The organism is Allobosea sp. P1_A7 (assembly GCF_056406775.1).
Window position 1 is genome coordinate 1 of sequence record NZ_JBFTZN010000121.1, and the last position, 25,072, is coordinate 25,072.

The 25,072-nt window shown below is 65.3% G+C and carries 25 protein-coding genes; 18 read left to right on the plus strand and 7 right to left on the minus strand.

The features are described from left to right. Nucleotides 1–3 precede the first annotated feature (3 nt). From AC1D34_RS20465 to AC1D34_RS20535, 15 genes are all read left to right on the plus strand, one after another. Nucleotides 4–1,470: an amidohydrolase family protein gene (locus AC1D34_RS20465; protein WP_476825187.1), complete on the plus strand. Its 1,467-nt coding sequence runs from the start codon at nt 4–6 to the stop codon at nt 1,468–1,470. 11 nt (nt 1,471–1,481) lie between these two features. Further along, nucleotides 1,482–2,459 carry an ABC transporter ATP-binding protein gene (locus AC1D34_RS20470; protein ID WP_476825188.1) on the plus strand — a complete coding sequence of 326 codons (978 nt, stop codon included), beginning with the start codon at nt 1,482–1,484 and terminating at the stop codon, nt 2,457–2,459. Beyond that, a complete protein-coding gene (locus AC1D34_RS20475) occupies nt 2,452–3,420 on the plus strand; it encodes an ABC transporter ATP-binding protein (RefSeq protein WP_476825171.1) in 969 nt (322 codons plus the stop codon). Before AC1D34_RS20470 ends, AC1D34_RS20475 begins: the two co-directional genes overlap by 8 nt. Before the next feature lie 107 nt (nt 3,421–3,527). Then, nucleotides 3,528–4,982 carry a methyl-accepting chemotaxis protein gene (locus AC1D34_RS20480; RefSeq protein ID WP_476825172.1) on the plus strand — a complete coding sequence of 485 codons (1,455 nt, stop codon included), beginning with the start codon at nt 3,528–3,530 and terminating at the stop codon, nt 4,980–4,982. Nucleotides 4,983–5,058: 76 nt separating this feature from the next. After that, the gene (locus tag AC1D34_RS20485) at nt 5,059–5,547 is read left to right on the plus strand and encodes a response regulator (RefSeq protein ID WP_141740141.1); all 489 of its coding nucleotides are present in this window, start codon (nt 5,059–5,061) and stop codon (nt 5,545–5,547) included. A 95-nt stretch (nt 5,548–5,642) separates the two neighbouring features. Further along, complete coding sequence (locus AC1D34_RS20490) at nt 5,643–5,939, plus strand: STAS domain-containing protein (protein WP_476768405.1); 297 nt, start codon at nt 5,643–5,645, stop codon at nt 5,937–5,939. Between the two features lie 5 nt (nt 5,940–5,944). Further along, a complete protein-coding gene (locus tag AC1D34_RS20495; protein WP_441476827.1) occupies nt 5,945–6,304 on the plus strand; it encodes a response regulator in 360 nt (119 codons plus the stop codon). 9 nt (nt 6,305–6,313) lie between these two features. Continuing rightward, nucleotides 6,314–8,614, plus strand: coding sequence for a chemotaxis protein CheA (locus AC1D34_RS20500; protein ID WP_476825173.1), 2,301 nt, complete (start codon nt 6,314–6,316; stop codon nt 8,612–8,614). A gap of 2 nt (nt 8,615–8,616) precedes the next feature. Next, nucleotides 8,617–9,126, plus strand: a complete 510-nt coding sequence (locus tag AC1D34_RS20505) for a chemotaxis protein CheW (RefSeq protein WP_069882586.1) — start codon at nt 8,617–8,619, stop codon at nt 9,124–9,126. A gap of 76 nt (nt 9,127–9,202) precedes the next feature. Beyond that, nucleotides 9,203–11,062 (plus strand): methyl-accepting chemotaxis protein, encoded by a 1,860-nt coding sequence (locus AC1D34_RS20510; protein ID WP_476825174.1) that lies wholly within the window; start codon nt 9,203–9,205, stop codon nt 11,060–11,062. Between the two features lie 24 nt (nt 11,063–11,086). Next, the gene (locus tag AC1D34_RS20515) at nt 11,087–11,935 is read left to right on the plus strand and encodes a CheR family methyltransferase (protein ID WP_476825175.1); all 849 of its coding nucleotides are present in this window, start codon (nt 11,087–11,089) and stop codon (nt 11,933–11,935) included. Beyond that, on the plus strand, nt 11,932–12,528 hold the full coding sequence (locus AC1D34_RS20520; protein ID WP_441489356.1) for a chemoreceptor glutamine deamidase CheD: 597 nt from the start codon (nt 11,932–11,934) through the stop codon (nt 12,526–12,528). Before AC1D34_RS20515 ends, AC1D34_RS20520 begins: the two co-directional genes overlap by 4 nt. Then, nucleotides 12,525–13,640 (plus strand): chemotaxis-specific protein-glutamate methyltransferase CheB, encoded by a 1,116-nt coding sequence (gene cheB, locus AC1D34_RS20525; protein WP_476825176.1) that lies wholly within the window; start codon nt 12,525–12,527, stop codon nt 13,638–13,640. The genes AC1D34_RS20520 and cheB overlap by 4 nt, the downstream gene beginning before the upstream one ends. Nucleotides 13,641–13,650: 10 nt before the next feature. Then, a complete protein-coding gene (locus AC1D34_RS20530; protein ID WP_043233413.1) occupies nt 13,651–14,034 on the plus strand; it encodes a response regulator in 384 nt (127 codons plus the stop codon). 124 nt (nt 14,035–14,158) lie between these two features. Next, entirely contained in the window at nt 14,159–14,728 is a 570-nt protein-coding gene (locus tag AC1D34_RS20535) for a glutathione peroxidase (protein ID WP_476825177.1), read from the plus strand. 8 nt (nt 14,729–14,736) lie between these two features. On the opposite strand, the gene AC1D34_RS20540 is transcribed toward AC1D34_RS20535, so the two are convergent. From AC1D34_RS20540 to fliK, 5 genes are all read right to left on the minus strand, one after another. Beyond that, complete coding sequence (locus AC1D34_RS20540) at nt 14,737–16,155, minus strand: mannose-1-phosphate guanylyltransferase/mannose-6-phosphate isomerase (protein ID WP_476825178.1); 1,419 nt, start codon at nt 16,153–16,155, stop codon at nt 14,737–14,739. A gap of 87 nt (nt 16,156–16,242) precedes the next feature. Beyond that, on the minus strand, nt 16,243–16,788 hold the full coding sequence (gene mog, locus AC1D34_RS20545) for a molybdopterin adenylyltransferase (protein WP_476825189.1): 546 nt from the start codon (nt 16,786–16,788) through the stop codon (nt 16,243–16,245). 170 nt (nt 16,789–16,958) lie between these two features. After that, complete coding sequence (locus AC1D34_RS20550; RefSeq protein ID WP_476825179.1) at nt 16,959–18,101, minus strand: GNAT family N-acetyltransferase; 1,143 nt, start codon at nt 18,099–18,101, stop codon at nt 16,959–16,961. 46 nt (nt 18,102–18,147) lie between these two features. After that, a complete protein-coding gene (locus AC1D34_RS20555; protein WP_476825180.1) occupies nt 18,148–18,441 on the minus strand; it encodes an EscU/YscU/HrcU family type III secretion system export apparatus switch protein in 294 nt (97 codons plus the stop codon). Then, complete coding sequence (gene fliK, locus AC1D34_RS20560) at nt 18,438–19,991, minus strand: flagellar hook-length control protein FliK (RefSeq protein ID WP_476825181.1); 1,554 nt, start codon at nt 19,989–19,991, stop codon at nt 18,438–18,440. Before fliK ends, AC1D34_RS20555 begins: the two co-directional genes overlap by 4 nt. A 148-nt stretch (nt 19,992–20,139) precedes the next feature. Between fliK and AC1D34_RS20565 the strand changes: the two genes are divergently transcribed. Next, nucleotides 20,140–21,150, plus strand: coding sequence for an aldo/keto reductase (locus AC1D34_RS20565; RefSeq protein ID WP_476825182.1), 1,011 nt, complete (start codon nt 20,140–20,142; stop codon nt 21,148–21,150). A 105-nt stretch (nt 21,151–21,255) separates the two neighbouring features. Next, nucleotides 21,256–23,073, plus strand: a complete 1,818-nt coding sequence (locus tag AC1D34_RS20570) for a monovalent cation:proton antiporter-2 (CPA2) family protein (RefSeq protein WP_476825183.1) — start codon at nt 21,256–21,258, stop codon at nt 23,071–23,073. Between the two features lie 102 nt (nt 23,074–23,175). On the opposite strand, the gene AC1D34_RS20575 is transcribed toward AC1D34_RS20570, so the two are convergent. Beyond that, on the minus strand, nt 23,176–23,781 hold the full coding sequence (locus AC1D34_RS20575; RefSeq protein ID WP_476825184.1) for a TetR/AcrR family transcriptional regulator: 606 nt from the start codon (nt 23,779–23,781) through the stop codon (nt 23,176–23,178). A 103-nt stretch (nt 23,782–23,884) separates the two neighbouring features. On the opposite strand from AC1D34_RS20575, the gene AC1D34_RS20580 reads away from it, so the two are divergent. Beyond that, the gene (locus AC1D34_RS20580) at nt 23,885–24,625 is read left to right on the plus strand and encodes an SDR family oxidoreductase (RefSeq protein ID WP_476825185.1); all 741 of its coding nucleotides are present in this window, start codon (nt 23,885–23,887) and stop codon (nt 24,623–24,625) included. 19 nt (nt 24,626–24,644) lie between these two features. On the opposite strand, the gene AC1D34_RS20585 is transcribed toward AC1D34_RS20580, so the two are convergent. After that, nucleotides 24,645–24,971, minus strand: a complete 327-nt coding sequence (locus tag AC1D34_RS20585; protein ID WP_476825186.1) for a hypothetical protein — start codon at nt 24,969–24,971, stop codon at nt 24,645–24,647. Nucleotides 24,972–25,072 lie beyond the last annotated feature (101 nt).

Below are 25,072 nucleotides of genomic sequence, written 5' to 3' on the forward strand. Positions count from 1 at the left end.
GTCCTGCTGACCGCGCGCTGGCTCGTCGGCCACCGCGACGGCCGGCATCGGCTCATCGAGAATGGCGAGATCGTCTTCGAGAATGGCGAGGTGGTCTTCATCGGCCATCGCTTCCCCGGCGAGGTCATGCGCCGGATCGATTACGGCAACGCGCTGATCGGGCCCGGCTTCGTCGATCTCGACGCGCTTTCCGATCTCGACACCACCATCCTCGCCTATGACAACCAACCGGCCTGGAAGAAGGGGCGTGTCTGGCCGCGTTCCTATATCGAGGCCGGCCCGGTTGAGATGTATTCGCGGGAGGAGCTTGCCTTCCAGAAGCATCATGCCTTCGCGACGTTGATCCGCAATGGCATCACCACGGCGCTGCCGATCGCCTCGCTGTTTTACCGGCAATGGGGCGAGACGCCGGAAGAGTTCTCCGATGCGGCAGAAGCCGCGGCGAAACTCGGCCTGCGCGCCTATCTCGGCCCGGCCTACCGCACCGGGAACCAGGTGGTCGAGGCCGATGGCAGGATCACGACGGCTTATGACGAGCCTCGCGGCCTTGCCGAGCTCGCAGAGGCGATCGCCTTCTGCGAGCGCTTTGAGGGCGCCGCCGGCGGACTCGTCCGCACCATGCTCGCGCCGGACCGGATCGAGACCTCGACTGCCGAACTGCTTCGGCGCACGGCGGAGGCCGGCCGGACGCTTGGCGTGCCGGTGCGGCTGCATTGCTGCCAGTCGAAGATCGAGTACGATCTCGTGCTGGCGCAGCACGGCATGAGCCCGCCGGAATGGCTGGAGAAGCTCGGCTTTCTGACCGAGCGGACGCTCCTGCCTCACGGAACCTATGTCTCCGGCAGCAAGCACATTTCCCGACCTGGCCGCGATCTCGAGATCATCCGCGATGCCGGTTCGACCATCGTGCATTGCCCGCTGGTCTCCGGACGCCACGGCAATGCCATCGATCATTTCGGGCGCTATCGCGAGATGGGCCTGAAACTCGGCCTCGGCACCGATACCAGCCCGCCGGACATGATCATGAACATGCAGGTCGGCATGATCCTCGCCCGCACCATGGCGGGCAGCTCGGCCGGCGTGCGCAGCGAGGACTATTACGACGCGGCGACCATTGGCGGTGCCGATGCGCTTGGCCGCCCGGATCTCGGCAGGCTCCAGCCCGGCTCGCGGGCCGATATCACGGTCTTCGATCTCGACCGGCCACATCTCGGCCAGGTCATCGATCCGATCCAGACTATGCTGCTCGCCGGACACGGCCGCGACTTCGCGACGGTGATCATCGACGGCCGCTTCGTCATGGAGGACCGCGAGATCCCGGGCGTCGACGAAGCTGCGGACAAGCGGCGCGCGCAGAAACAGTTCGAAGGCGTGATGGCGCAGTACCCGCGCCGGACACATGGCCACCCGCCGGCTTCCGAGATCTTCTCGTCAAGCTATCCGGTCGAACGTGGGGAGGAGAGAACATGACCGCCATGGCCGTGCCCCAGTCGCTGCTCTCTGTGCGGGACCTCAAGGTCGTCTTCGACGGCCGACATGGCCCGCTGACGGCGCTCGACGGCGTTTCGCTCGAGATCGCGCCAGGCGAGATACTTGGCGTCGTCGGCGAGTCGGGGGCGGGCAAATCCTTGACCGGTACGGCGGTGATCGGCCTGCTCGATCCGCCCGGCCGGGTTGCAGGCGGCAGCATCCATCTCAACGGCCGGCGCATCGACAATCTCCCGGCCGAGGCGATGCGCCTGGTGCGGGGCAAGGAGATCGGCGCGATCTTCCAGGATCCGCTGACCTCGCTCCATCCACTGCTCCGGGTCGGGGATCAGATCGTCGAGACGATCATGGCGCATCTGCCGGTCAGCCGTGGCGAAGCGCGGGCACGGGCGCTCCATCTTCTCAAGGAAGTCGGCATTCCCGCCGCCGAAACGCGGATTGACCATTATCCGCATCAGTTCTCGGGCGGCATGCGCCAGCGTGTGGTGATCGCGCTGGCTCTCTGCGCCGAACCCAAGCTGATCATCGCGGACGAGCCGACGACGGCGCTCGACGTTTCGATTCAGGCGCAGATCATGAGCCTGCTCAAGCGGCTCTGCCGCGATCATGGCACAGCGATCATGCTGGTGACACACGACATGGGCGTGATCGCCGAGACCGCAGACAGGGTCGCGGTGATGTATGCCGGACGGGTCGTCGAGGTCGGCCCTGTGAAGGATGTGACGCGCCACCCCGGCCATCCCTATACGGCCGGGCTGATGGCTTCGATCCCGAGCGTGCACGAGCGCCATCGCCATCTCAACCAGATCGACGGTGCGATGCCGCGACTGAACGCCATTCCGAAKGGCTGCGCCTTCAATCCGCGGTGCGGCTCTTGCCGCGACCGCTGCCGCGACGAGCGGCCTTCGCTGGGCGCGGGGCTCCATATCGCCGCCTGCCATTTCCCCTTGCGCGAGCTGGTTCATGGCTGAAACCGAAACCATTCTCGAGGTGAAGGCGGCGTCGTGCCGCTTCGACGTCTCGGCGCCCTGGCTGTCCCGTCTGGCTTCGCATGAGCCGCGCCGTGTGCTGAGGGCGGTCGAGGACATCTCGTTCACGGTCCAGCGTGGCACCACTTTCAGCATCGTCGGCGAGTCCGGTTGCGGGAAATCGACGCTGGCACGCATGATCGTCGGGCTGCAGCGCCCGACCGAGGGCAGYTTGCGCTTCGCCGATATCCGCCGCCTGGATGGTAGCTTCGGTCCGCCACGCGTTCAGATGATCTTCCAGGATCCCTACGCCAGCCTGAATCCGCGCTGGCGCGTCGGCGACATCATTGCCGAGCCGATCCGGGAGCTGAAGCTGCGTCGCGATGATGCCGAGGTGACGGAACGCGTCGGCAATCTGCTCGAGATCGTCGGTCTGTCCCGCGCCGACGCCCGGCGCTTCCCGCATGAATTCTCCGGCGGGCAGCGGCAGCGCATCTCGATCGCCCGTGCACTGGCGACCGAGGCCGACTTCCTGGTCTGCGACGAGCCGACCTCGGCACTCGACGTTTCCGTGCAGGCACAGATCCTCAATCTCATGGTGAGGTTGCAGGCCGAGTTCGGCCTGACCTATCTCTTCATCAGCCATAATCTCTCGGTGGTTCGGCACATGTCCGACCATCTGGCGATCATGTATCTCGGCCGCTTCGTCGAGGCCGGACCCGCCGATGAGGTCTTCAACCTGCCGCGCCATCCCTATACGCGGCTGCTGCTCGACACGATTCCCGATGTCGAGAGGCCGAACCGGGAGCGCAAGCCGATGTCGGGCGAGGTGCCGAGCCCGATTGCACCGCCGAGCGGCTGCGCGTTTCACCCGCGCTGTGCGAGTGCCGTCGAGCGCTGTTCGCAGCAACGCCCCCCCCTGCGCGATTTCGGCGATGTCCGCCTCGCCTGCGACAGGGCGTGATCGGTACGCGGAGGGAGGGTTAACGGCCGATCCGGCTGTTAACGCGTGATTTACCGTGTTTTGCCTAGGGTGAGCGAGGCTTCCTCTGGTCGCGGATACATCTCGCCATGCAAGCACAGGCGCTCAAGCTGCCGGAGACGGCCAATGAGGATGTGCTCAATGGGACTGCGGCCGCCCGCGCCATTGGCGAGATCGCGGAGCGCTTCGGCAAGCTCGGAGTCGAGATCACGGATATTTCCGGCTGCATCGGCGATGTCACACGACAGCTCGAAGGCCAGGCCGAAGGGCTGCACCGCGTCGTTGCGTCCGTCGAGCAGGTTTCGCGCTCCAATCGCTCGATCCAGAGTTCGGCGGAAGACGCTCAGAAGGCGGCTTCCGTCGTCAAGAGTGGCCTGGAACGGGTCACGGGAGCGGTTCGGCAGGGGCTGAATGCTGCCCAGAGCGATATCGAGACGCTGAGCCAGGGGGCTGAATCGATTTCGGCCGCGCTTGCCGAGGCCGTCACCAATGCCCACAAGGTTCGCGAGGCGAGCGACGCCATCCAGACGATCACGCGCGAGATCCAACTGCTCTCGATCAATGCCGGTGTCGAGGCGGCGCGGAGTGGTTCGGCGGGGCGCGGGTTTGCGGTCATCGCTGCGGCCGTGAAGCAACTCTCCGAGCAGACGCGTGAGGCAACCGCACTCAGCACCCGACAGCTCGACGCGCTTGTGGAAACGGTCGATCAGCTTGCCCGCCGCAGTGTCGAGAATGCAGCGGTCGCCCGCCGCGCGAACGAGGAGAGCAGGGGAATATCCCGGCAGGTCGGCGAACTCGACATTTTCGGTCGCTCGGTCGTCGGGCTGATCGGCGATATCGATGCGATCTCGAATCCGACGCGGGAGAATGCCATCGCCTTCGCCAAGGTCGGCGAGGATCTCAAGGCGCTGGTCGCCGGCGTCGACCAGTCGAGCGGCAATCTCGATCTCGCGTCGGGCCGGGCGGCTTCGCTCGTCTCGATCAGCGAGGCGATCCTCGGTTCGATTGCGGCTTCCGGCGTGCGCACCGCGCAATCGGAACTGATCGCCACCGCCATGGAGACGGCGCAAGCCATTTCCGGCCTCTTCGAGGACGCCGTGGCACAAGGCGAAGTCACGATGGCCGATCTCTTCGACGAGACCTATCGTCCGATCGGCGGCTCGGACCCCCTGCAGCATATGACGCGTTTCGTCGCGTTGACCGATCGTCTGCTGCCGCCGCTCCAGGAAAGGCTGCTGGCCGCAAACAAGCGCGTCGTTTTCTGCGCGGCCGTCGATCGCAACGGCTTTCTGCCGACCCATAACCGCAAGTACTCGCAAGCGCAGGGACGGGATCCGATCTGGAACAACGCGAATTGCCGGAACCGCCGCGTCTTCGCGGATCGCACCGGGTTGGCGGCTGCCCGCAACCAGAAACCCTTCCTGCTGCAGACCTATCGGCGCGACATGGGCGGCGGCCAGTTTCTCGTCATGGAGGACCTCTCCGCGCCGATCTGGGTCAAGGGGCGCCATTGGGGCGGATTTCGCTTCGGTCTCAGCGTTTGAGGCGACCGCATTAACGGCCTGTGAGCTTTCCTGCAGGCAAGACTACGCGTAGCGCCAGGATGGCGCGTCGGGTTGAGTGAGTGTCCGGTCCAGCGTCATGCATATCGCGCCGTCTTTTCCCAACCTCTCGGTCCTGCTGATCGATAGCAGCGCGCATTACCGGCGCATCGTCCGGACCATGCTCTACCAGGCGTCGCTCCACCGCATCTTCGAGGCCGCGGATTTGTCCTCGGCCGCAACGATGTTCATCCAGAAGCAGCCGAACATCGTGGTCCTGGACTGGGACCTGCCCGATTCCGGCAGCGTCAAATGCCTGGCATCGATCCGTTCGTTCAAGACTTCGCCCTTCGCCAAGGCTCCGGTTCTGGTGATGATGGAACGCCCCGACCGTCGCTCGGTCGTGCAGGCGGCCAAGCTCGGGGCGCACGAGATCATCACCAAGCCGATCTCGCCCAACGCGCTCTGGCTGCACCTGTCCGGGATCATCAACATCCCGCGCAAGTACAAAGAGCAGAACGGCAGCATCTCGCTCGTTCCGCGTGCCATCAGTAATGCCATGTTCTGACCACACCTGCCTCGGAAACGCCCAAAGCGTTGATGCCGGGTGCCGCCGATTAGCGAAATTTTTACCAATCTGGCGTGATCGTCCATCCGCCAATCATGGGTCCCGCCGCCGTGGTCATCACCGTCTCGCTTCCAGCCTTTCTCGGTCGTTCCGAGGCGGCAGCCTTCCGCAATCAGCTGCTTGTCGCGCTGGAGCAGAAGGAGAGCATCGYCGTCGAATGCGCTGAAGCTGGCCCTCTGCCCAGCCTCTGGATTCAGTTGCTCCATGCCGCCGCGACCAGTGCGCAGGCAAAGGGGCTCAGCGTCACTCTCAAGGCGGCCTCGGAAGAGTGCCGCAAGTCCCTGCAGGCGATCGGCTTCGATCCTGCCCAAAGCGCTCTCGTCCTGGAGTGATATCGATGCGAATCCTGGCCATCGACGATACGAAGACCCTGCTCAGTCTGCTCAGCCTGACGCTTCGCAATGCCGGACATGAGGTGGCGGAAGCGGAGAACGGCGAGGACGGCCTCGTCAAGTTCGACCAGTTCCAGCCCGATCTGGTGATCACCGACCTCAACATGCCGTTGATGGACGGAATCGAGTTCACGCGCGCCTGCCGTGCCCGGCCGGCCGGCCAGAATACGCCGATCATCGTGCTGACGACGGAAAACGGCGCCGAGATCAAGGCGGAGGGCCGGCGCGCCGGTGCCAGCGCCTGGATGGTCAAGCCGTTCGAGCCCAACACCCTGCTCGGCCTCGTTGCTCGCTATCAGAATTAAGGCTGGCCGATGGATCCGTTAGCGGAACTCAAACAAACGTTCTTCCAGGAATGCGAAGAGCTTCTCGGCGCTCTGGAGCAAAAGCTTCAGGCGCTTGATGAGGGCTCACGCGAGCCCGAGGACGTCAACGCCGCATTTCGCGCGATCCATTCGATCAAGGGCGGGGCAGGGGCCTTCGGTTGCACGGAGCTCGTCGCCTTCGCCCATGTCTTCGAGGCCTCGCTCGATCATTTGCGTTCGGGGCGTGTCGCGATCGAGGACGCTCCCTTCGGACTGTTCCTGCGCTGCTCGGATGCCGTTGCCGATCTGGTGTCGGCGGCGCGCAATGACGAACCGGCCCGCCCGCGTCCTGATCTGCTCGAGGCGCTGGAACGTGTCGGGCAGGCCGAACCCGTCGCGGCAGCTCCCGCCGCTTCCGCACCTCCAGTGCCATCGGCCTCGGCGCCTGCGATCGATGACGCCCCGCCCGGTATCGCAGCGCTCGGCAATCTGCTTGCGATGGTCGAGGCGAAGTCCGCCGCGCCAGTGAAGCCGATCGATGACGGCTGGGACGACGAGCCAGTTGCCGCCGTCGCTCCGGCCGAGCCGGTGAAGGCCGGTAGCGAGATGTGCCTGCGCATCACGCCGGATCGCGACCTCTTCCGCCGTGTGATCGAACCCCGAGTCGTGCTGGCGGCCCTGCCGTCGGAGGACATCGTTTCGGTTTCCTGCGACTTGAGCCACGTGCCGTCGCTGGAGGAACTCGACGTCACCGATTGCTGGATGCGCTTTGCCGTGAACCTGCGCACGCAGTTGTCGGTCGAAGAGCTGCACGGCAAGTTCGATTTCACCCTCGCGACCGAGGAGTTCGAGATCGAGGCGATGCCCGAGCCGGCCAATGACGATGTGGCCTCGTTCGCGCCAGTCGCTGCCGTCGAAGCAGAGGTGCCGCAGTCGGTTGCTGCCGATCTCTCGGCAATCCTGGCGAAGCTCGGGCCTGCTCCGGCCGCTGCGCCGGAACCCGTTCCTGTGCCGGCTCCTGCGCCGGCCCCAGTCGAGGCGGCGGCTCCGCCCGTGCCGCGTCCTGCGCTTCGTGCTCCTGCCAATGATGCTCCTGCGGCCCGCCAACGCCAGGCCGTCAGCGTTCGTGTCGATCTCGACCGCATCGACAAGCTGATGAATCTCGTCGGCGAGATCGTCATTACCCAGTCCATGCTGGTCGAATGCGTGCGCTCGCTGCCTTATGACGTCTATGCCAAGACCGCCGAGGGCATCCTGACGCTGTCGCGCCAGACACGCGAGCTGCAGGACCATGTCATGGCCGTGCGCGCGCAGCCGGTGAAGGCCGTGTTCCAGCGCATGCCGCGCCTCGTCCGCGAGCTTGCGCAGACCCTGGGCAAGGAAGTGCGCCTGGTGCTCGAAGGCGAAAACACCGAGGTCGACAAGACGATCATCGAAGAGCTTGCCGATCCGCTGACTCACATGATCCGCAATTCGATGGATCATGGCCTGGAGACGCCGGAGGAACGCCTGGCAGCAGGCAAGGGGCCGGAGGGCACGATCCAGCTCACCGCCGAACATCGGGCCGGGCGCATCGTGATTTCCGTCACCGATGACGGGCGCGGCATCAATCGCGAGAAGCTACTGGGCAAGGCCCGTTCGCGTGGTCTTGTCGGCCCCGATGAAAAGCTTGCACCCGAGGAGATCGACCAGTTGATCTTCGCCGCCGGGCTTTCGACCGCAGAGGCCGTCAGCGACATCTCGGGCCGCGGCGTCGGCATGGATGTGGTGCGGCGCAATGTCGAATCGCTCGGCGGCCGCATCAGCGTGGATTCCGAGCCCGGCCGCGGTTGCAAGTTTACCCTGGCGTTGCCGCTGACGCTCGCCGTGCTCGAGGGCATGGTGATCCGCTGCGGAGACGATCGCTATGTCATCCCGATCGCGAGTGTGATCGAGACCCAGCACCTCGCCAATACGCCGATCGAGCATCTCACCTTCGGCCAGGAAGTCCTGCGCTGGCGCGGTGAGGTCACACCGCTCTACCGGCTCGGCGCCGTGATGGGCTCGTCCGGGCAGCGCGACGAGAACATCATCATCATCGCCGAAACCGAGCGCGGCGGTAACGTCGGAATTGCGGTCGACGAGATCGTCGGCCAGCAGCAGGTCGTCGTGAAGAGCCTCGAGGCGAATTACGGCGCGGTCAACGGCGCATCCGCCGCGACCATCCTCGGCGACGGCCTCGTCGCCCTGATCCTCGATGTCGACTCGATGCTGAGGCTGGCCGCGACCGGCAGCCGGCAACCCGTTCCCGAACTGAAAATGGCTGGATGATCATGACCCTTCAACTCGGCGAAAAGCACTTCTCGTCGGCGCAGCCTGAATCAGCCGTGCGCCGTATCGTTACCTTCCGCGTCGGTGATCGGACTTTCGGCATCGATGTCGGCATGGTTCGCGAAATCAAGGGCTGGCAGGTGACCACGCCCCTGCCGCATGCGGCCCCGCATGTGCGCGGCGTGCTCAATCTCCGCGGCGTCATTCTCGCGGTCTACGACCTGCGCACCTCGATCGGCCTCGGTGTCACCGATGCCACGGCAACCCATGTCATCGTCGTCGTCGATGTCGAGGACAAGACCGCCGGCCTGCTGGTCGACTCGGTCTCCGACATTGTCGATGTTCCGGTCAGCGCGGTTCGCCCGGCGCCGGATCTGGAGCGTGACGAGCATGGGCTGATCGAAGGCCTCGTACTGCTCGACACCGAGATCGTCGCCCTGCTCGACCTGGCGGCCGTGATCCGCGAAGGCGGGGCCGAAACCCCTCTCGCTCGGACGACCCGGGCGGCTTGATCATCATCTGACGCGGCAACGCGCGAGATGACTGAGCCGGGGAAGGCCAACGCGCCAAGAAAGACACGACAAGAACATGGGCAGCTTCGCCGGTTCCCTTTCGAGACTCTCGGTACGGCTGCCGCTGAAGTTTCTCGGCGCGGCTTTCGTTTCGGGGGTCGCGATCGCGGCCGTCGGCTGGTTTGCGGCGCGCTCTATCTACCGTCCCATCGTCGAGATGCGCGATGCGGTCGGCCTGTTGGCCCAGGGCGAGAACGCCGCGATCCCGGGCCTCGCCCGCGGCGACGAGATCGGCGACCTTGCCCGCGCCCTGAAGAGCATTCACGAGACAGGGGTCGAAGCTGCGCGTATCCGTGCCGCGCTCGATGACTGCCGCACCAATGTCATGGTCTGCGATCGGCAGAACCGCGTCGTCTACGTCAACAAGTCGCTGCTGAAGTTCTTTGCCGAGGCCCAGGAGGATTTTCGCACGACTTTCCCGGGCTGCTCGGCCAAGGACATGCTTGGCCGGGTCATGGATGCCGTCTATGGCGACCCCGTGTTCGGGCGGCATGATGTCGGCGGGGCCCGCGCGATCCGCTATGCGCTCGGCCGGCGGACGATTTCGCTGTCTTTGAGCCCTGTCCTGCATGCCAATGGCGAGCGTCTCGGCACCGCCGTGGAATGGCTGGAACTGACCGACGAACTTGCCGCCGCCAACGAGGTTGCAGATGTCGTCTCGGCGGCCGTCGAGGGCGACTTCTCGCGTCGTATTCCGCTCGCGGGCAAGCCGGAGGCTATGGCTCGCATCGCCGAGGGCCTGAATCAGATCAATACGCTGGTCGAAGGCGCGGTCGGTGAATTTTCGAGCGTGCTCGGTGGACTGGCTGAGGGCGACCTGAGCCACCGCATGGAGGGGGACTATCGCGGCCGCCTCGCAGAGCTGAAGCGCAGCCTGAACGGAGCACTCGCCCATCTCGGCCAGACCGTCTCGACCATCCAACGGACGGCAGGCAATGTTTCGCGAGCCGCGATCGAGATCAATTCCGGCGCAGGCGACCTTGCCAGGCGGACTGAAGCGACAGCCGGCAATCTGGAGGAAACGGCCGCGACGACCGAGGAACTGGCAGCCTCCGTCAAGCAGAGCGCGGCCCGCTCCCGCGAGGCGACCCAGCTGGCCGGAGAGGCCATGAATGTGGCCAATGACGGCAGGGTTGTCGTGTCTCAGGCGGTTGGCGCCATCGAACGGATCGAGACGTCCTCCGTCCGCATCTCGGAGATTGTCTCCGTGATCGACGGTATTGCCTTCCAGACCAATCTGCTGGCGCTCAATGCGGCGGTCGAGGCTGCGCGGGCCGGTGATGCCGGCAAGGGGTTTGCCGTGGTGGCCTCCGAAGTGCGCGCCCTGGCACAGCGTTCCGCTCAGGCCGCGCGGGATATCAAGGGTCTGATCGCGACCTCCAACGAGCAGGTCGGCGAGGGCGTGCGCTTCGTACGCAGCACCGGTGAAGCTCTGGAGCGGATCGTGGCCGCTGCGAGCAAGGTCTCTGCGACCGTCGCTGAGATCTCTTCCGCGACCGCCGAACAGGCCCATGGCATCGAGGAGATGAGCCAGACCGTCGCCCATATGGACGAGATGACCCAGCAGAACTCGGCTTTGGCGGAGCAGAGTGCGTCATCGGCATATGAGCTGATGGCGGAAATCGACAGGCTGAAACAGCTTGTTGCCGTCTTCCGCATCGAGGAGGGGTTCGCTGTGCCGTCGGTTCATGCTGCGCAGACCGAGCCAGCCCGGTTGCAGCGACTTGCGGCTGCAGCGCTCGTCGAGCAGGCGCGTGTCGCGCCGGCGGTCCGCCGCCCGGAGCCGCGTCGGCCGGATTTGACGAAAGCCCCGGCGGTCCGTCCCGCGCCGCGCCGCATCGCCAATGGGCGTGTCGATGATTGGGCCGAGTTCTAGTTCGATGTTGTCAGGTTCACAGTGATGCTCGCGCCTCAAGGTCTTCCCGAAGCCACACTGACGCGTGAGGACATGGGCTTCATATCGAAGCTCGTCTACGAGCATGCCGGCATCGTCATCCGCGAGCACAAGGAAGCGATGACGCGGGGTCGCCTTTCCCGACGCGTCAAGGCGCTGGGAATGGGCTCGGTCGCGGAATATTGCGCCTTCCTGAAGTCGCCGGGCGCGCAGGACGAGATCCTCGAGCTGATCAACGCGGTCACCACCAACCACACCGCCTTCTTCCGCGAGCGGCATCATTTCGACCACTTGCGCCGCGATGTGCTGCCGAAGCTGGTTCAGGAACGCGGCGGCCGGCGCGGACGTATCCGGATCTGGTCCTCTGCCTGCTCCTCCGGCGAGGAGCCCTACAGCATTGCGGCCGTCTCGCGCGATGTCATCGGCTCACGCAGCGATCTCGATTTCCGCATTCTGGCGACTGATATCGACACGGACATCCTCAACCGCGCGGAAGCGGGCATTTATCCGGCGGAACTGTTCGAGCGTCTGCCCGCCGATGTCAGGCCGCTGCTGCGCCTGGACGGGCAGGTCGGGCGTGGAGAGGCGCGGATCAGCGATGATCTGCGCCGGCTGATCGCCTTCAAACGGCTCAATCTCATCGAGAACTGGCCGATGCGTGGCCCATTCGATGCCATTTTCTGCCGAAACGTCTTCATCTATTTCGATACCCGGACCAAGGCCACGATCCTCGACCGCTTCGTCGATCTGCTTGCGCCGGGAGGCTTCCTCTATCTCGGTCATTCCGAGTCGCTCCCGCAACCTCACCCGCAGCTCAGGCTGATCGGCCGCACGATCTACGAGAGAACCCCATGAGTATCACGCGGTCCTCTCGGCGCTATTTCGACCCCCGTTTCGAGGCGACGATCATCACGGTCGCGCCAGGTGAGCACGAGATCACCTCGGCGAAGGACGAGATCGTCGCGACTGTGCTGGGCTCGTGCATCTCGGTCTGCATGCGCGATCCGCAGGCAGGGGTCGGCGGGCTGAACCATTTCCTGCTGCCGAAGAACAACAGTGGCAACGATGCCAGCGCCGGCGAGCGTTATGGCGACACCGCGATGGAAGTTCTCATCAACGGCCTGCTCAAGCGCGGCGGCAAACGAAATCATCTCGAAGCCAAGGTCTTCGGCGGGGCACGGGTCCTGTCGGGGGCGACCATGCTCGCCATAGGCGACGGCAACATTGCCTTCGTGCTCGACTTCCTCAACCGGGAAGGCATTCCCATCGTCTCCAAGGATGTCGGCGGCACACGCTCACGGCGAATCCACTACCAGCCTTCCACGGGACGGGCCTGGGTGCAGCATGTGCAGCCGAGCGTTCGCAGCAGCGAGCATGAGCAGGAAGTGGCCTATCTCAACCGACTTAAGACCCAGCCTGTCGCAGGTGATGTCGAGATCTTCACATGACCCTGAACCAAGCACCATCGGCCAAACCCGTCACTGTCCTTGTCGTCGACGATTCCGTCCTGATGCAGAAGCTCATGACGCAGATCATCGACTCCGCCCCCGGCTTCAAGGTGATCGGCGTCGCCGGCAGCGCGGAGGAGGGTTGGGACGCGATCCAGGAGCTGCGGCCAGACCTGCTGACGCTCGATCTCGAACTGCCGGGACGGCACGGCCTCAAGTTGCTGGCGCGCGTGCTGAAGCAGGACCCGTTGCCGGTGCTGATCGTCTCAGCCTTCGGCGGCCCAGGCGCCGACAACACCATCCAGGCGCTGGAACTAGGGGCGATCGACTTCATCGAGAAGCCGGACGGCACGACGCATACGCTCGAAGGCTTCATGAAGCATCTGGTGGCTGCGCTTCACCGCGCCTCGGCCAGTCGAAAGATGCTTGCAGCCGCGCGCGCTCTGGCGCGCGAAGCCGCGCCGGCACGGCCAGCTCCCGTTCGTGAACCGGCGCGCGCTTCCGCCTCGCCCGGTGGGCGTACGTCGTTGATCGCCATCGGCGCCTCGACTGGCGGGGTGCCGGCCGTGCAGGTGGTGATGCGGGACCTCGCCAATCTGCGCATCCCGATGGTCGTGGTTCAGCACATGCCCGCCGGCTACACGGCAAAATTCGCGGCACGCCTGGCGGCAGCCACCGGGCTTGACGTCCGCGAGGCGGCTGACGGGGACAAGCTGAAGCCTGGCATGGCGGTCGTCGCGCCAGGTGGCCTGCGCCATCTCGAGATCGAAGAGCGCCGTGGGGAACTGGTCTGCGTCCTGAAGGAAGGGCCGCTGGTCAGCGGTCATTCTCCATCGGTCGATGTCATGTTCCACTCGGTGGCGCGCAGCCTGGGTGCCCATGCGGTAGGCGTGCTGCTGACCGGGATGGGCCGGGACGGGGCAGACGGTTTGTTAGCCATGCGCAAAGCCGGCGCCGAGACGTTAATTCAAAGTGGCGAAACCTGTGTGGTAAACGGGATGCCGAAAGCAGCATTCGAGATCGGGGCCGCTGATCGCGTTGTGGCACTCGACCAGATTGGCGCCGCTATCGGCCACCTGATCGCAGAACGTCCGCATCAGCGCACCGCGTGAGGAGAGCGTGATGAAAGCCAGAAGTGACTACCGGATCCTCGTGGTCGACGACCAGAAGAGCATGCGCGGTCTTGCCACCTATTTCCTGAAGCAAATCGAGTTCCAAGACATCGATGAGGCGGAGAACGCGCGCGAAGCGCTGATGAAGATGCAGACCAAGCGCTATGATCTGCTTCTGCTCGACTGGAACATGGACGGAATGAGCGGCATCGATCTGCTGCGGGCGATCCGCTCCGTGCCGGAGCTCAACCAGATCAAGATCATCATGGCGACCTCCGAGCGCTCGGTGGACAAGATGGACGAGGCGACCAGCAACGGCGCCGACCACTATGTCGTGAAACCCTATGAGCTCCGCGACCTCGAGGTGCGGGTGAAGAAAGTTCTCGCCTGCTGAGCGCAGGCAACTCGAGGCCAATCTCACCATTGTGATCCGGCGCCCCGGGCCTTCATGGCTGCGGGGCGCTCTCATTTGCGCCAGTATCTGCGCCGGATCATGAGATTTCGCGGGAGGGCAGGCCATGCCGCTGCTTCGTCGGGACGTGTTGAGCCTGATCGGCGGGCTCGCTGCGAGCCCATCATTTGCCATGTCGCCCGATACGCAGAGCGCACCCGACGCCTACCAGTTTGCGTTCGCCCGGCTCGAGGGCGGCCATATTCCGCTGGCGGCCTATCGCGGCAAGCCGATCCTGATCGTCAACACGGCTACCAATTGCGGCTACGCAGGGCAGTTCGCAACACTTGAGCAGCTGTGGCAACGCTATTCCGGCCGTGGCCTGATGCTGCTGGCGGTGCCGTGCAATGACTTCGGCGGGCAGGAGCCGCTGGAAGGCATGGCTATCGCGGAAGCAGCGCGCCAGACCTATGGCGCGACTTACCCGTTCGCTGCGAAATCGAGCGTGCGTGGTCCGGACGCCCATCCATTCTATCGCTGGGCGGCGACACGGCGGCCGGCCGAAGTCCCGACCTGGAACTTCCATAAGTATCTGGTCGGGCGCGATGGCAGCCTCGTAGGCGGCTTTCCCGCGAGCTCGGACCCGGTCGGCTCACAGCTGATCCGAGCCATCGGCCAGGAGCTGAACGCCGCCTGAGCCCGCCTTCAGCTACGCGCGTAGATGTCTTCGATGCGGATGATGTCGTCCTCGCCGGTATAGGAGCCGACCTGTACCTCGATCAGCTCGAGGTCGATCCTGCCGGGATTGCGCAAGCGGTGGACGCAGCCGATCGGCAAGTACACCGATTCATTCTCATGCACGTGCGTGACCTTGGCATCGACCGTAACTTCGGCTGTTCCCGAAACCACGACCCAATGCTCGGCGCGATGAAAGTGCTTCTGCAGGCTGAGCAGCCCGCCTGGCTTGACGTTGATGCGCTTAACCTGGAAGCGCTGGCCGATATCGATGCGCTGATACCAGCCCCAGGGCCGGTAGACCCTCAGGTGCTCGCTCGCCTGCGGCCGGCCATCGGCCTTCATCAACTCGACGAGGTTCTTGACCTTGCCGGCGGCGGCCATTGACGAGACGAGCACGGCATCGCGCGTCGCAACCACGACGACATCGTCGAGGCCGAGAACCGTCGTCAACACGTCGTCGCTGCGGACATAGATGCCGTGGCTATCGAGCGCGACCACCTCGCCTTCGAGGACGTTGCGATCGGCGTCCTTCTGTTTGATCTCGTGGATCGAGTCCCAGGCGCCGATATCGGACCAGTCGAAGCTTGCCTGCACGACACCGGCCGCCCGCGTCCGCTCCATCACGGCGTAGTCGATCGAAATCTTGGTGGCCTGGGCAAACGCCTCCGGGCCGAGGCGCAGGAAGTCGAGGTCGCGGGTCGCGCTGGCAATCGCGGCGTGCGCGGCGCTCAGCACTTCGGGAACGTGGCGCTCCAACTCCTCGCACATGGTCGCAGCGGCGAAGACGAAATTGCCGCTGTTCCAGAGATATCCTTCCTCGAGATAGCGCGTGGCGCGTTCCAGGTCGGGCTTCTCGACAAAACGCTGCAGACGTTTTGCGCGCTCGCCGGGCAGCGGCTCGCCGGGTGCGAGATAGCCATAGGCCGTCGAGGGATGCGTCGGGGGAATGCCGAGCGTCATGATCAGGCCGGACGCAGCGAGCTCGGCTGCGATCGCACAATCGTCGCGGAATGCTGCAGTCGCCTGAATGACGTGATCGGCTGCAAAGGCCGCGCAGATCGCGCCGGCCCGGCGCTGTTCTGCCAATAGCGAGCCGATTGCGACCGCTGCGGCGGAATCGCGTCGCTCCGGCTCCAGGACGATCTCGCCCTTGATGCCGATCGCGAGCATCTGTTCGGCAACGATAAAGCGAAAGTCGTTGTTGGTGATGACGATCGGCGCATCGAAGCGCGGGTCATGGAGCCGCTGCAGGGTTGCCTGGAAGGTCGAGATCCCGTCTCCGAGCAGCGGAATGAACTGCTTGGGCAACGTATCGCGCGACAGCGGCCAAAGCCGGGTGCCGGCTCCGCCGGCCATGACGAGCGGAACGATTTTCGGGACTGACATCAAGCGCGCTCTTCTCAGGCAGGTCGTGACCCTGCTGCCTTACAGCAACGTCACTACCATTGGTTAAATGCAGGGTCGTGGAAAAATTCAGGCCTTGGCCTTCTGGCCCGGACGAAAGGCGACGATGACGGCCGGGTCGGTGGCCAGATAGGGGCCCTCGATCAGGTCGATGCAGTAGGGTATCGCGGGCATCACGGCGTCGAGGCATTCGGCGATCGCGCGGGGCCGTCCCGGCAGGTTGACGATGAGCGAGCGCCCGCGGATGCCGGCGGTCTGGCGCGAGAGTATCGCGGTCGGCACCTTGGTAAGGCTGACCTGGCGCATCAGTTCGCCGAAGCCCGGCATCGGTTTCTCGACAACGTCGTCCGTGGCCTCGGGCGTGACGTCGCGGGGAGCAGGACCGGTGCCTCCCGTCGTGACGATGAGACAGCAGCCCTCGCGGTCGGCAAGTTCGATCAGGGTGTCGGCAATCGCCCTGCGGTCGTCCGGGATGACCCGCGCAACGGCCGTCCAGGGCGAAGCGAGCGCATTCTTCAGGTAGTCGCGAATGGCGGGGCCGCCCTCGTCGGCATAGATGCCGGCTGAGGCCCGGTCGGATACCGTGACGATTCCGATCTTGATATCGCTGGTCATGCCGTCGCACCGTTGCAGGATGATCCTGGCCGGTATCGGGCAGGTGGAGGGCCCGGTCAATCTCGTCATAGGCCGCCGCCTTCCGAACCGGACGTCGGCTCGACAGCGCGGCGTCGCCGGAGTTGCTCTCAGTTGATGGGCGCGTGGTCGCCAGCCGAGCCGCGTGATCTCTATCGATGCTTTGCCGCTTGATGCCGATTCCGCAGGCGCCGCAGCCACATGCGGGCCAGGGCGGCGATTTGTGCCGGCCCCGGTATCGCGCTGCCGATCGCGATGATCGCATTCGCCATGGTCCTGCGCTCGCCCCAGACATAGGTTCCCGGATCGACGCCGTCGCCTGCGCCGCTGTCGAAGAAGGCCGGCGGCGTCTCCGTGAAATCGGCTTGGAGCATCGCAATGGTCAGCGCTCGCCCTGGCGAATGGCGCGCCTGGGTTTCGTCATAGGCGATCTTCAGGAACTGGCGGGTATTTCCGCTTTCGACGAGCAGTCCCATCGCCATGGGCTTGCCATCGAGCAGCAGCGTGTCGAGCTGGATCGCGTCCTGTTCGGCGAAGAGCTCGACGAGCCGGTGGAAATAGGCGGCGTCATCAGGCAGGCAGGCGATTGCGGTCGCAACTTCCCCCTTCCAACCTGCCGCTTCGAGTGCGAGGAAGGTCTCGAACGCCTCGCCTGCGGCCTGGCGGCGCTTGCGCTGGAAGGGGACCACGCCGTTTCGTGCGACCGCCCGGAACTGCTGCATGCGCTTCTTGTAGCTTGAGCCAAGCGCGCGACGGAGATAGCGCTCGGCATCGTCGCCGGGCTGAGCGATCATCACGGGACGCTGCCAGGTTTCGAATGTCGTCAGCCCGCTGCCGGTGACGCGGCAAGCCYCCTGGAGCGCAAGAAAGCCCGGCCCCTCCACGGGCAGGAGCGGCAGAGCCAGGGTCTTCGGCAGGTCGCGTGATGCGGCGAGGTGGCGCAGCAGAGCGAGCGCGATATCCTCGGCATTGTCGCGGTCCAGCACGGGGGCCGATGAAACCTCGTAGAGCGGCACGAGCGGAGCGGCGAGGATGGGGGTAAGGCCGCTGCGCCAGTCGCGCTGCCGACGCAACACCCAGATTCCGACGAGGCTCTCGGAACCGAGCGCTTCACTGCGCCAGGCCGTCAGGATGACGATGCGGTCATCTGGAACCAGGACCCGCGCAGCCGCGACAGTGGCTGGCGACATGGCGGGATTGGGCTCGACCGCTCGTTCCGCGAGTTCGGCGAAGGCTGCGGCATAGCCGACATAATCGCCAAGCCGCGTGCGCCTGATGACGATCTCGGCGCTCATCCGACCCTCGTGCGGAGGCGGCAAGCAGGCTCTGGGCAGGACTGGATCAAGACTGGCCGCCGCCCTGCCTGCCGAGGCGCATCTCGCCCCGTAACGATAGCACAAAGGCGATGACCTGCGCCGCAGCTCGGTAGAGTTCCTCGGGGATCTGATCGTCCAGCTCGACCGCGGAGAGAGCCTGCGCGAGCACAGCGTTCCGCTCGATGTCGACATCATGTTCGCGGGCGGTCTCGATGATGCGTTGAGCAAGCTCTCCGCGGCCCTTTGCTGTGACGCGCGGGGCGCCATGGCCGTCATACTCGAGCGCGACCGCGAGCGGATCGGGAGAGGGAGGGCTCATGACAGACGGTCCAGGAACTGGCCGGCGGTCGCTCGCCTAGCTTGCGGCTGGCCGGAATGAATGTCGACGGTTCCGTCTTCAAATTTTGCATTGGCCAGCGCTGCCTGAAGGTCAGGCGCAGCGCCGCGCAGGAACTGGCTCGTTCCCTCGCGTTCGGCCCAAAGCGAGACGCTCACCGCGCGTCCCTGGAGCGTTACGACACCTTGCAGCGGACCCATCGGCTCGGCGTCGAGAGCAAAGCGCACGCGCCAGAGGGGCCCTTCGACACCAGAGGGGCCGCGTCGCGGCGGGTCCTTCTCGATATGCAGCGGCAGGATCGCGGTGCCCGCCTGGAAAGCGAGAGGGATCTCCGTCACCCAGCGTTGGCCTTGTGCGGCCTCGGGACGGTTGGGTTCTGGCGGCAGAGATGCGAACTGCGCGAGCTTGACGCGGTCGAGCGCGGCGTCGGTCTGGTCGAGCAGGGTGCGTGCGATGATGAGCGGCTTTTCTCCGGCCGACAGGCTGGGTTCGGCAATCGATTGAGGGGCGAGCGCGCCGTCGCGCCGTGGCGGGGACGGGCGGATATGCGCTTCCGCATCGCTCGTTGCCTGCTCTGCCGTCCTTGGTTCTGTTCCCGATGGTTTGAGCCCTGGAGCGGCGGCGTCCGGGGCGACAAGCGGCCGCAGCATGTCGCTGAGCGCGCGTAACCCAGCCTTCAGATCGCCGTGAGGAGTGGGGCGTGGTGCGGCTGCCTCCGGGCGGTCGCTTGCTCGCGAAGGCAGTCTTGCCTCCTGCGCATCCAGGAAAAGCCCGGAGCGTGCGACGGCCTGCTTCAAGCCCTGGCCGGTTACCGGTCTACGCTCGGCCGGCATGGCCTGAGCCAGGATCTGGTCGATCAGGCCCATCAGGGGCTTGGGCAGGACGAGCGAGATCGTACCGTTGGCAAGCACCTGCAGATTGGCGAAGAGCGGCGCGAGACTGTCCTGGCGAGCGAGAGCCTCGCCCATCAGCGGGCCGGCAAGTGCGCGCGGCGAGGGCGTCGCCTCGGACTGCAGCAGGTGGGCCGGCGCAGGGGCCGCCGCGACGGTAGCGGGGATTGGCAAAGGTGCTGAAGAGCTCGCTCCGGCAAGACGCGACGAAGCCGGCAGGCCGGGGGTGGCGGCCTCCGGAGCCGACGGCTTGGCGCTGCGGCCCGTCTCCAGCGCAAGCGGTGCGAGCGCCGGCTCGCGCCGCGGACCGTCGATGGGCACCAACTGAGGTGGAGGAGTGAGAGCTTCGCCCGGGGGGCGAGCCGCAAGCAGCGTCGCCCGCACCCCCGTTCCACCGTCTTCCGGAGCCTCGATCTTGAGCGTGAGCGTTGTGCCGGGCTGCAGCGCAGCCTGTCGGACTTCCGGGCCGGCGAGAACGAGATCGATCTTCACGCCATCGACCAAAGCCGTCGCGGTACCGTCCTTGCCCAGGGAGAGCAAGCGCGCTTCGACCGTCTTGCCGGGCTCGAGCCCGGCTCCGGGAGCCAAGGCTGCAAGCAAGGTGGCGAGGGTCTGGCTCTGGACGAGAGCGGCGAGATTCATGGGTGAGCGACCATTGACTGACTGTCGCAGCTTCCCATGAAATCTTAAGGAATCTCTTGCCCTTGCAAGGCATCTCTGCGTGCCTCGCTCTGGCGCGGGCGCAGGTGATGAGGCAGGTTTGCGCGCCAATGCATCAGGGACAACGCAGATGAACTATCGTCGGCTCGGCCGTTCCGGCCTGAAGGTATCGCCGCTATGCCTGGGGACGATGATGTTCGGAGGTGCGACTGAGGAAGGCGATGCACGAGCCATCGTCGATCATGCGCGCGCGGCGGGGATCAATTTCATCGACACGGCCGACGTCTATAACGAGGGCCGCTCCGAAGAGGTGACCGGGCGGGAGATTGCCGCGAACCGGCATGACTGGGTTCTGGCCACCAAGGTCGCGAGCGTCATGGGGCCGGGGCCCTATCAGAGTGGCCTCTCCCGGAAATGGGTGATGCAGGCCTGCGAGGACAGCCTTCGGCGGCTCGGGACGGATTTCGTCGATATCTACTATCTCCACAAGGAAGACCACACCGTGCCGCTTGGCGAGACGGTGCATGCCCTCGCCGATCTCGTGCGTCAGGGCAAGATCCGGCATTTCGGCGTTTCGAACTACCGCTCCTGGCGCGTCGCCGAAATCTGCCGGCTCTGCGATGAACTCGGCATCGACCGGCCCGTGGTCAGCCAGCCCTATTATAACGCGATGAACCGCATGCCCGAGGTCGAGCATTTGCCCGCCTGCGATTTCTATGGCCTGGGTGTCGCGTCCTATTCGCCTCTCGCCCGCGGCATTCTGACCGCGAAATACGAACCGGGGCAGGCACCGCCGGAGGGCACGCGGGCCGGCCGCGCCGACAAGCGGATCATGCAGACCGAGTGGCGCGAGGAATCGCTGATCATCGCCCGCACGATCCGCGACCATGCGGCCGCGAAGGGGCTGACCCCGATCCAGTTCGCGGTGCAGTGGGTGCTGAACAATGCGCTGGTGACGGCGGCGATCGCCGGTCCGCGCACCCTCGAACAATGGCAGGCCTATCTCGCGGCGCTCGATGCCCGCTTCGACGCCGAGGATGAGGCCCTGGTCGATCGGCTCGTGCCTGCCGGCCATCCCTCGACGCCGGGTTACAGCGATCCAGCCTACCCGCTGGAGGGCCGAATCACGCGCAAGGCCTGAGACCCGCCACGCCGGCGTGGAGCTTGCTCTTTCCCGATGGCCTGCGCCAATAGGTGCTTGCGAGTGCCGCAGCCGGGCCGGCGCCTGGCAGGAGCAGGAGGGCGCATGGCGGTCGAAGGCCTTACCGGTGATCTCGTCAAGGTCGTGGCGCTCCTGGGTGCGGGCGTTGTCGCGGTGCCGATCTTTCGTCGTCTCGGCCTTGGCTCCGTGCTCGGTTACTTCACCGCCGGTGTCGCCATCGGGCCATCGGGGCTCGGTCTCTTCGCCAACCCGGAGGCCGTGCTCCACGTCGCCGAGTTCGGCGTCGTCATGTTCCTGTTCATCATCGGCCTGGAGATGCAGCCCTCCCGGCTCTGGAAGCTGAAGGGTGAGATCTTTGGGCTGGGTGCCGCGCAGGTCTGCTTGTGCGGTGCGCTGCTGACCGGTGTCGGCCTGCTCGCGGACCTGAGCCTTCCGGCTGCCTTCGTGGCCGGAATGGGCTTCGTCCTGTCCTCGACCGCCGTCGTCATGCAGATGCTGAACGAGYGTGGCGAGACCTCGACACTGCACGGGCAGCAGGCGGTGTCGATCCTCTTGCTCGAAGACCTTGCGATCGTGCCGCTGCTGGCGATCGTTGCTCTCCTTGCGCCGGCGAAGCCGGGGGATACCGGCGACTGGCTCCCGCTACTGATCGCCGCCGGCTCCGTTATTGGTCTCGTGGTCGCGGGGCGTTGGTTGCTCAACCCGATGTTCCGGCTGCTTGCCGCYGCGCAAGCCCGCGAAGTCATGACCGCGGCTGCCTTGCTGGTCGTGCTCGGAGCAGCGCTCGCCATGCAGTTGAGTGGGCTCTCCATGGCGATGGGGGCCTTTCTCGCCGGCGTGTTGTTGTCGGAGTCGAGTTTCCGGCACCAGCTCGAAGCCGATATCGAGCCGTTCCGCGGGATCCTGCTCGGCCTGTTCTTCCTTGCCGTCGGCATGTCGCTCGAACTCGACCTGATCGCCCGCGAATGGCGCCTGGTCGCAATGGCCGTGGTGGCGTTCATGGCGGTGAAGGCCAGCGGTATCTTCATCGTCGCCAAGCTGTTCGGCTCCAGGACCCGCGACGCCATCACGCGGGTGGCACTGTTCTCACAGGGCGGTGAGTTCGCCTTCGTGCTCTATGCCGCTGCGGCAGCGGCGGGCATCTTCGGCGCTGAGGTCAACGCAGTGGCCAGCGCCACGGTCATCCTGTCGATGGCGCTTACCCCCTTGCTCGTATTGGCTCTCGATCGCTTCCTGCCACCGGAGCAGACCTCGCTGGACGGCGTCGAGATTGCCTCCTGCCTGCATGGCAGCGCGCTGATGATCGGCTTTGGGCGTTTCGGACAGGTTGCCAGCCAGACATTGCTGGCGCGGGGCTGCAGCGTCTCGATCATCGAAGTCGATGTCGAACTGATCCGTGCCGCGTCGAGTTTCGGCTTCAAGGTCTATTACGGTGACGGCACGCGGCGCGAGATCCTGCATGCGGCCGGCGCCGAGCGGGCGCAGGTGATCCTGGTCTGTGTCGATAATCGCGTGACTGCCGACAGGATCGTCGCCATGGCGCAGGCCGAATTCCCGCACGCGAAGCTGTTCGTGCGAGCCTATGATCGCGGCCACGCGATGGACCTGATCCGCAGCAATGTCGAATACCAGATTCGTGAGACCTTCGAATCCGCCATGCTTTTCGGCGCAGCCGCACTGCGCAGCATGGGAGTGTCGGAGGAGGAGGTCGCTGAGATTGCCGAGGATGTGCGTCGTCGCGACGATGAACGGCTGGATCTCCAGGTCGCGAGCGATATCCATGCGGGCAACGATCTGCTCCACGGCAATACACCGATACCGACCCCKCTGACCGCACCTAAGGCGCCCGGCAAGATTCTGGGCTCCGCCCCGGATGATTATGGCGATGTCGGCGGCCCCTAGATCATTGGACCGGAAATCGTATCCGGTCCAATGATCTAACCCTTTGTGTTTGCATCGGCTTTCCCGAAAACCGCAATCCACTTTTCGGGCCGATGCAATAGATCAGCCGGCCGTCAACTGTTCCCAGCCCGCCATCGCGCCGCGGACAACCGCGTCCAGTTGCTGGCGGGAAGCACCGTCGCGCGCCTGGATCGACATACCCTGCTGAACGGTGACGTAATAGCTCGCGAGGGCTTCGGCATCGATACCAGGCGGGATCTCGCCGGCGTCGATCGCAGCGCGCAACCGCCGGGCGATGGTCGCAACGCTTCCGGCGCGCATATCGCGCAGTTTGGTCGCGGTCTGGTCGCTGACACCAACGGCATTCACCGCCGAGAGCACGATCATGCAGCCGGGCGGGCGCCCCGGCCGCGTGAATACGGCGGCGCTTGCAGCCAGGAACGCTGAGATCGCCTCTCGGGCGGTTGGCGCTGCTGTCAACGGGCCTGCGATCTCATCGCTTTCACTCGCTTCGAAGAAGTCGATGGCTTCGCAATAGAGTTCCTCCTTGCTGCCGAAGGCGGCATAGAGGCTCGGCGAGCCAATGCCCATCGCTCCCGTCAGATCGCTGAGGGAGGTGGCCTGATAGCCCTTCGCCCAGAAAATCAGCATCGCCTTCTTCAGGGCGTCGGATCGATCGAAGGCGCGGGGGCGGCCGCGTTCCGTCATTGTCATTCCTTTTCTGTATCGATCGATAGATAATTACCTTGACGGTGGGAGGCAAGCGCTCCATCTGTTTCTGTATCAATCATCACAGAAATGGAACTGCCTGATGTCACGCTTCACTGGAAAGAAGGCCCTGGTCACGGGCGGCAGCCGCGGCATCGGTGCCGCGATCGCCCTGCGATTGGCTCGCGAGGGCGCCGATGTGGCGATCACCTATGAGCACTCCGCCGACAAGGCAGGCGAGGTGGTCCGCGCCATCGAGGCCCTTGGCCGCAAGGGATTCGCACTTGCTGCCGACAGCGCGGATCCGGTGGCGGTMAAGGGGGCGGTCGACAAGGCCGCGGCCTCGCTGGGCGGGCTCGACATTCTGGTCAACAATGCCGGCATCTGGCGTGGAGGAGCGGTTGCCGAGTGGAGTCTCGCCGATATCGACGCGACACTAGCCGTCAACGTTCGCGCCGTCGTGCTCGCCTCACAGGCGGCCGCGGCGCATCTCGGCGCCGGCGGACGCATCATCTCGACCGGGTCCTGCCTCGCAGATCGCGTGGTCGAAGAGGGTGCGACGCTCTACGCGATGAGCAAGGCGGCGCTGATCGGCTTCACCAAAGGGCTCGCCCGCGACCTCGGCCCGCGCGGCATTACGGTCAATATCGTGCATCCCGGCTCGACCGACACAGACATGAATCCGGCGATCGGCCCGCAGGCCGATGAGCAGCGCGCCCGCATGGCGATCCCGCGCTACGGCAAGCCAGAGGATATCGCGGGGCTGGTGGCCTATCTGGCGAGCGAAGAAGCGCGTTTCGTCACCGGGGCGGGCTTTGCAATCGATGGGGGCGCCAACACCTGAAGACTGGCCGGGCGGCGGCTCAGTTCAGCATGCAGAAGCCGCCGACCACCACTTCGCTGCGGCACCAGATCCTTGGTTCCTCGGCGGTGCTGAGCCGCAGCATCGCTGGGGCCGCCACGCTGGCTGTCGGGAAGGGAGGGCGCGACGGGGCGTCGCCCTTGGCCGCTTCCTGCTGTGAGGATCGGCCGACCCGCGGCGCGACCCCGACGGAGGTCCCGCTTCCTCCGCTGGAACTGGTCTGGGAGCTTCCATGCGACGAACGGCTTCCGCCGCGGAATTTCGCGGCTTCGGCACTCGCCGGCAGCAACAGGGCGGCAATGACGGCCATCGTGAGAACCCGGATCATGCTGCACTCCCATGAGACGGGAACAGATTGCCGCTGCGGAACGGGAGGGCAAGGAAAGCCTCTCGCCAGGCTGAGCGAGGGGTTAATACGCGCCTGAAAAC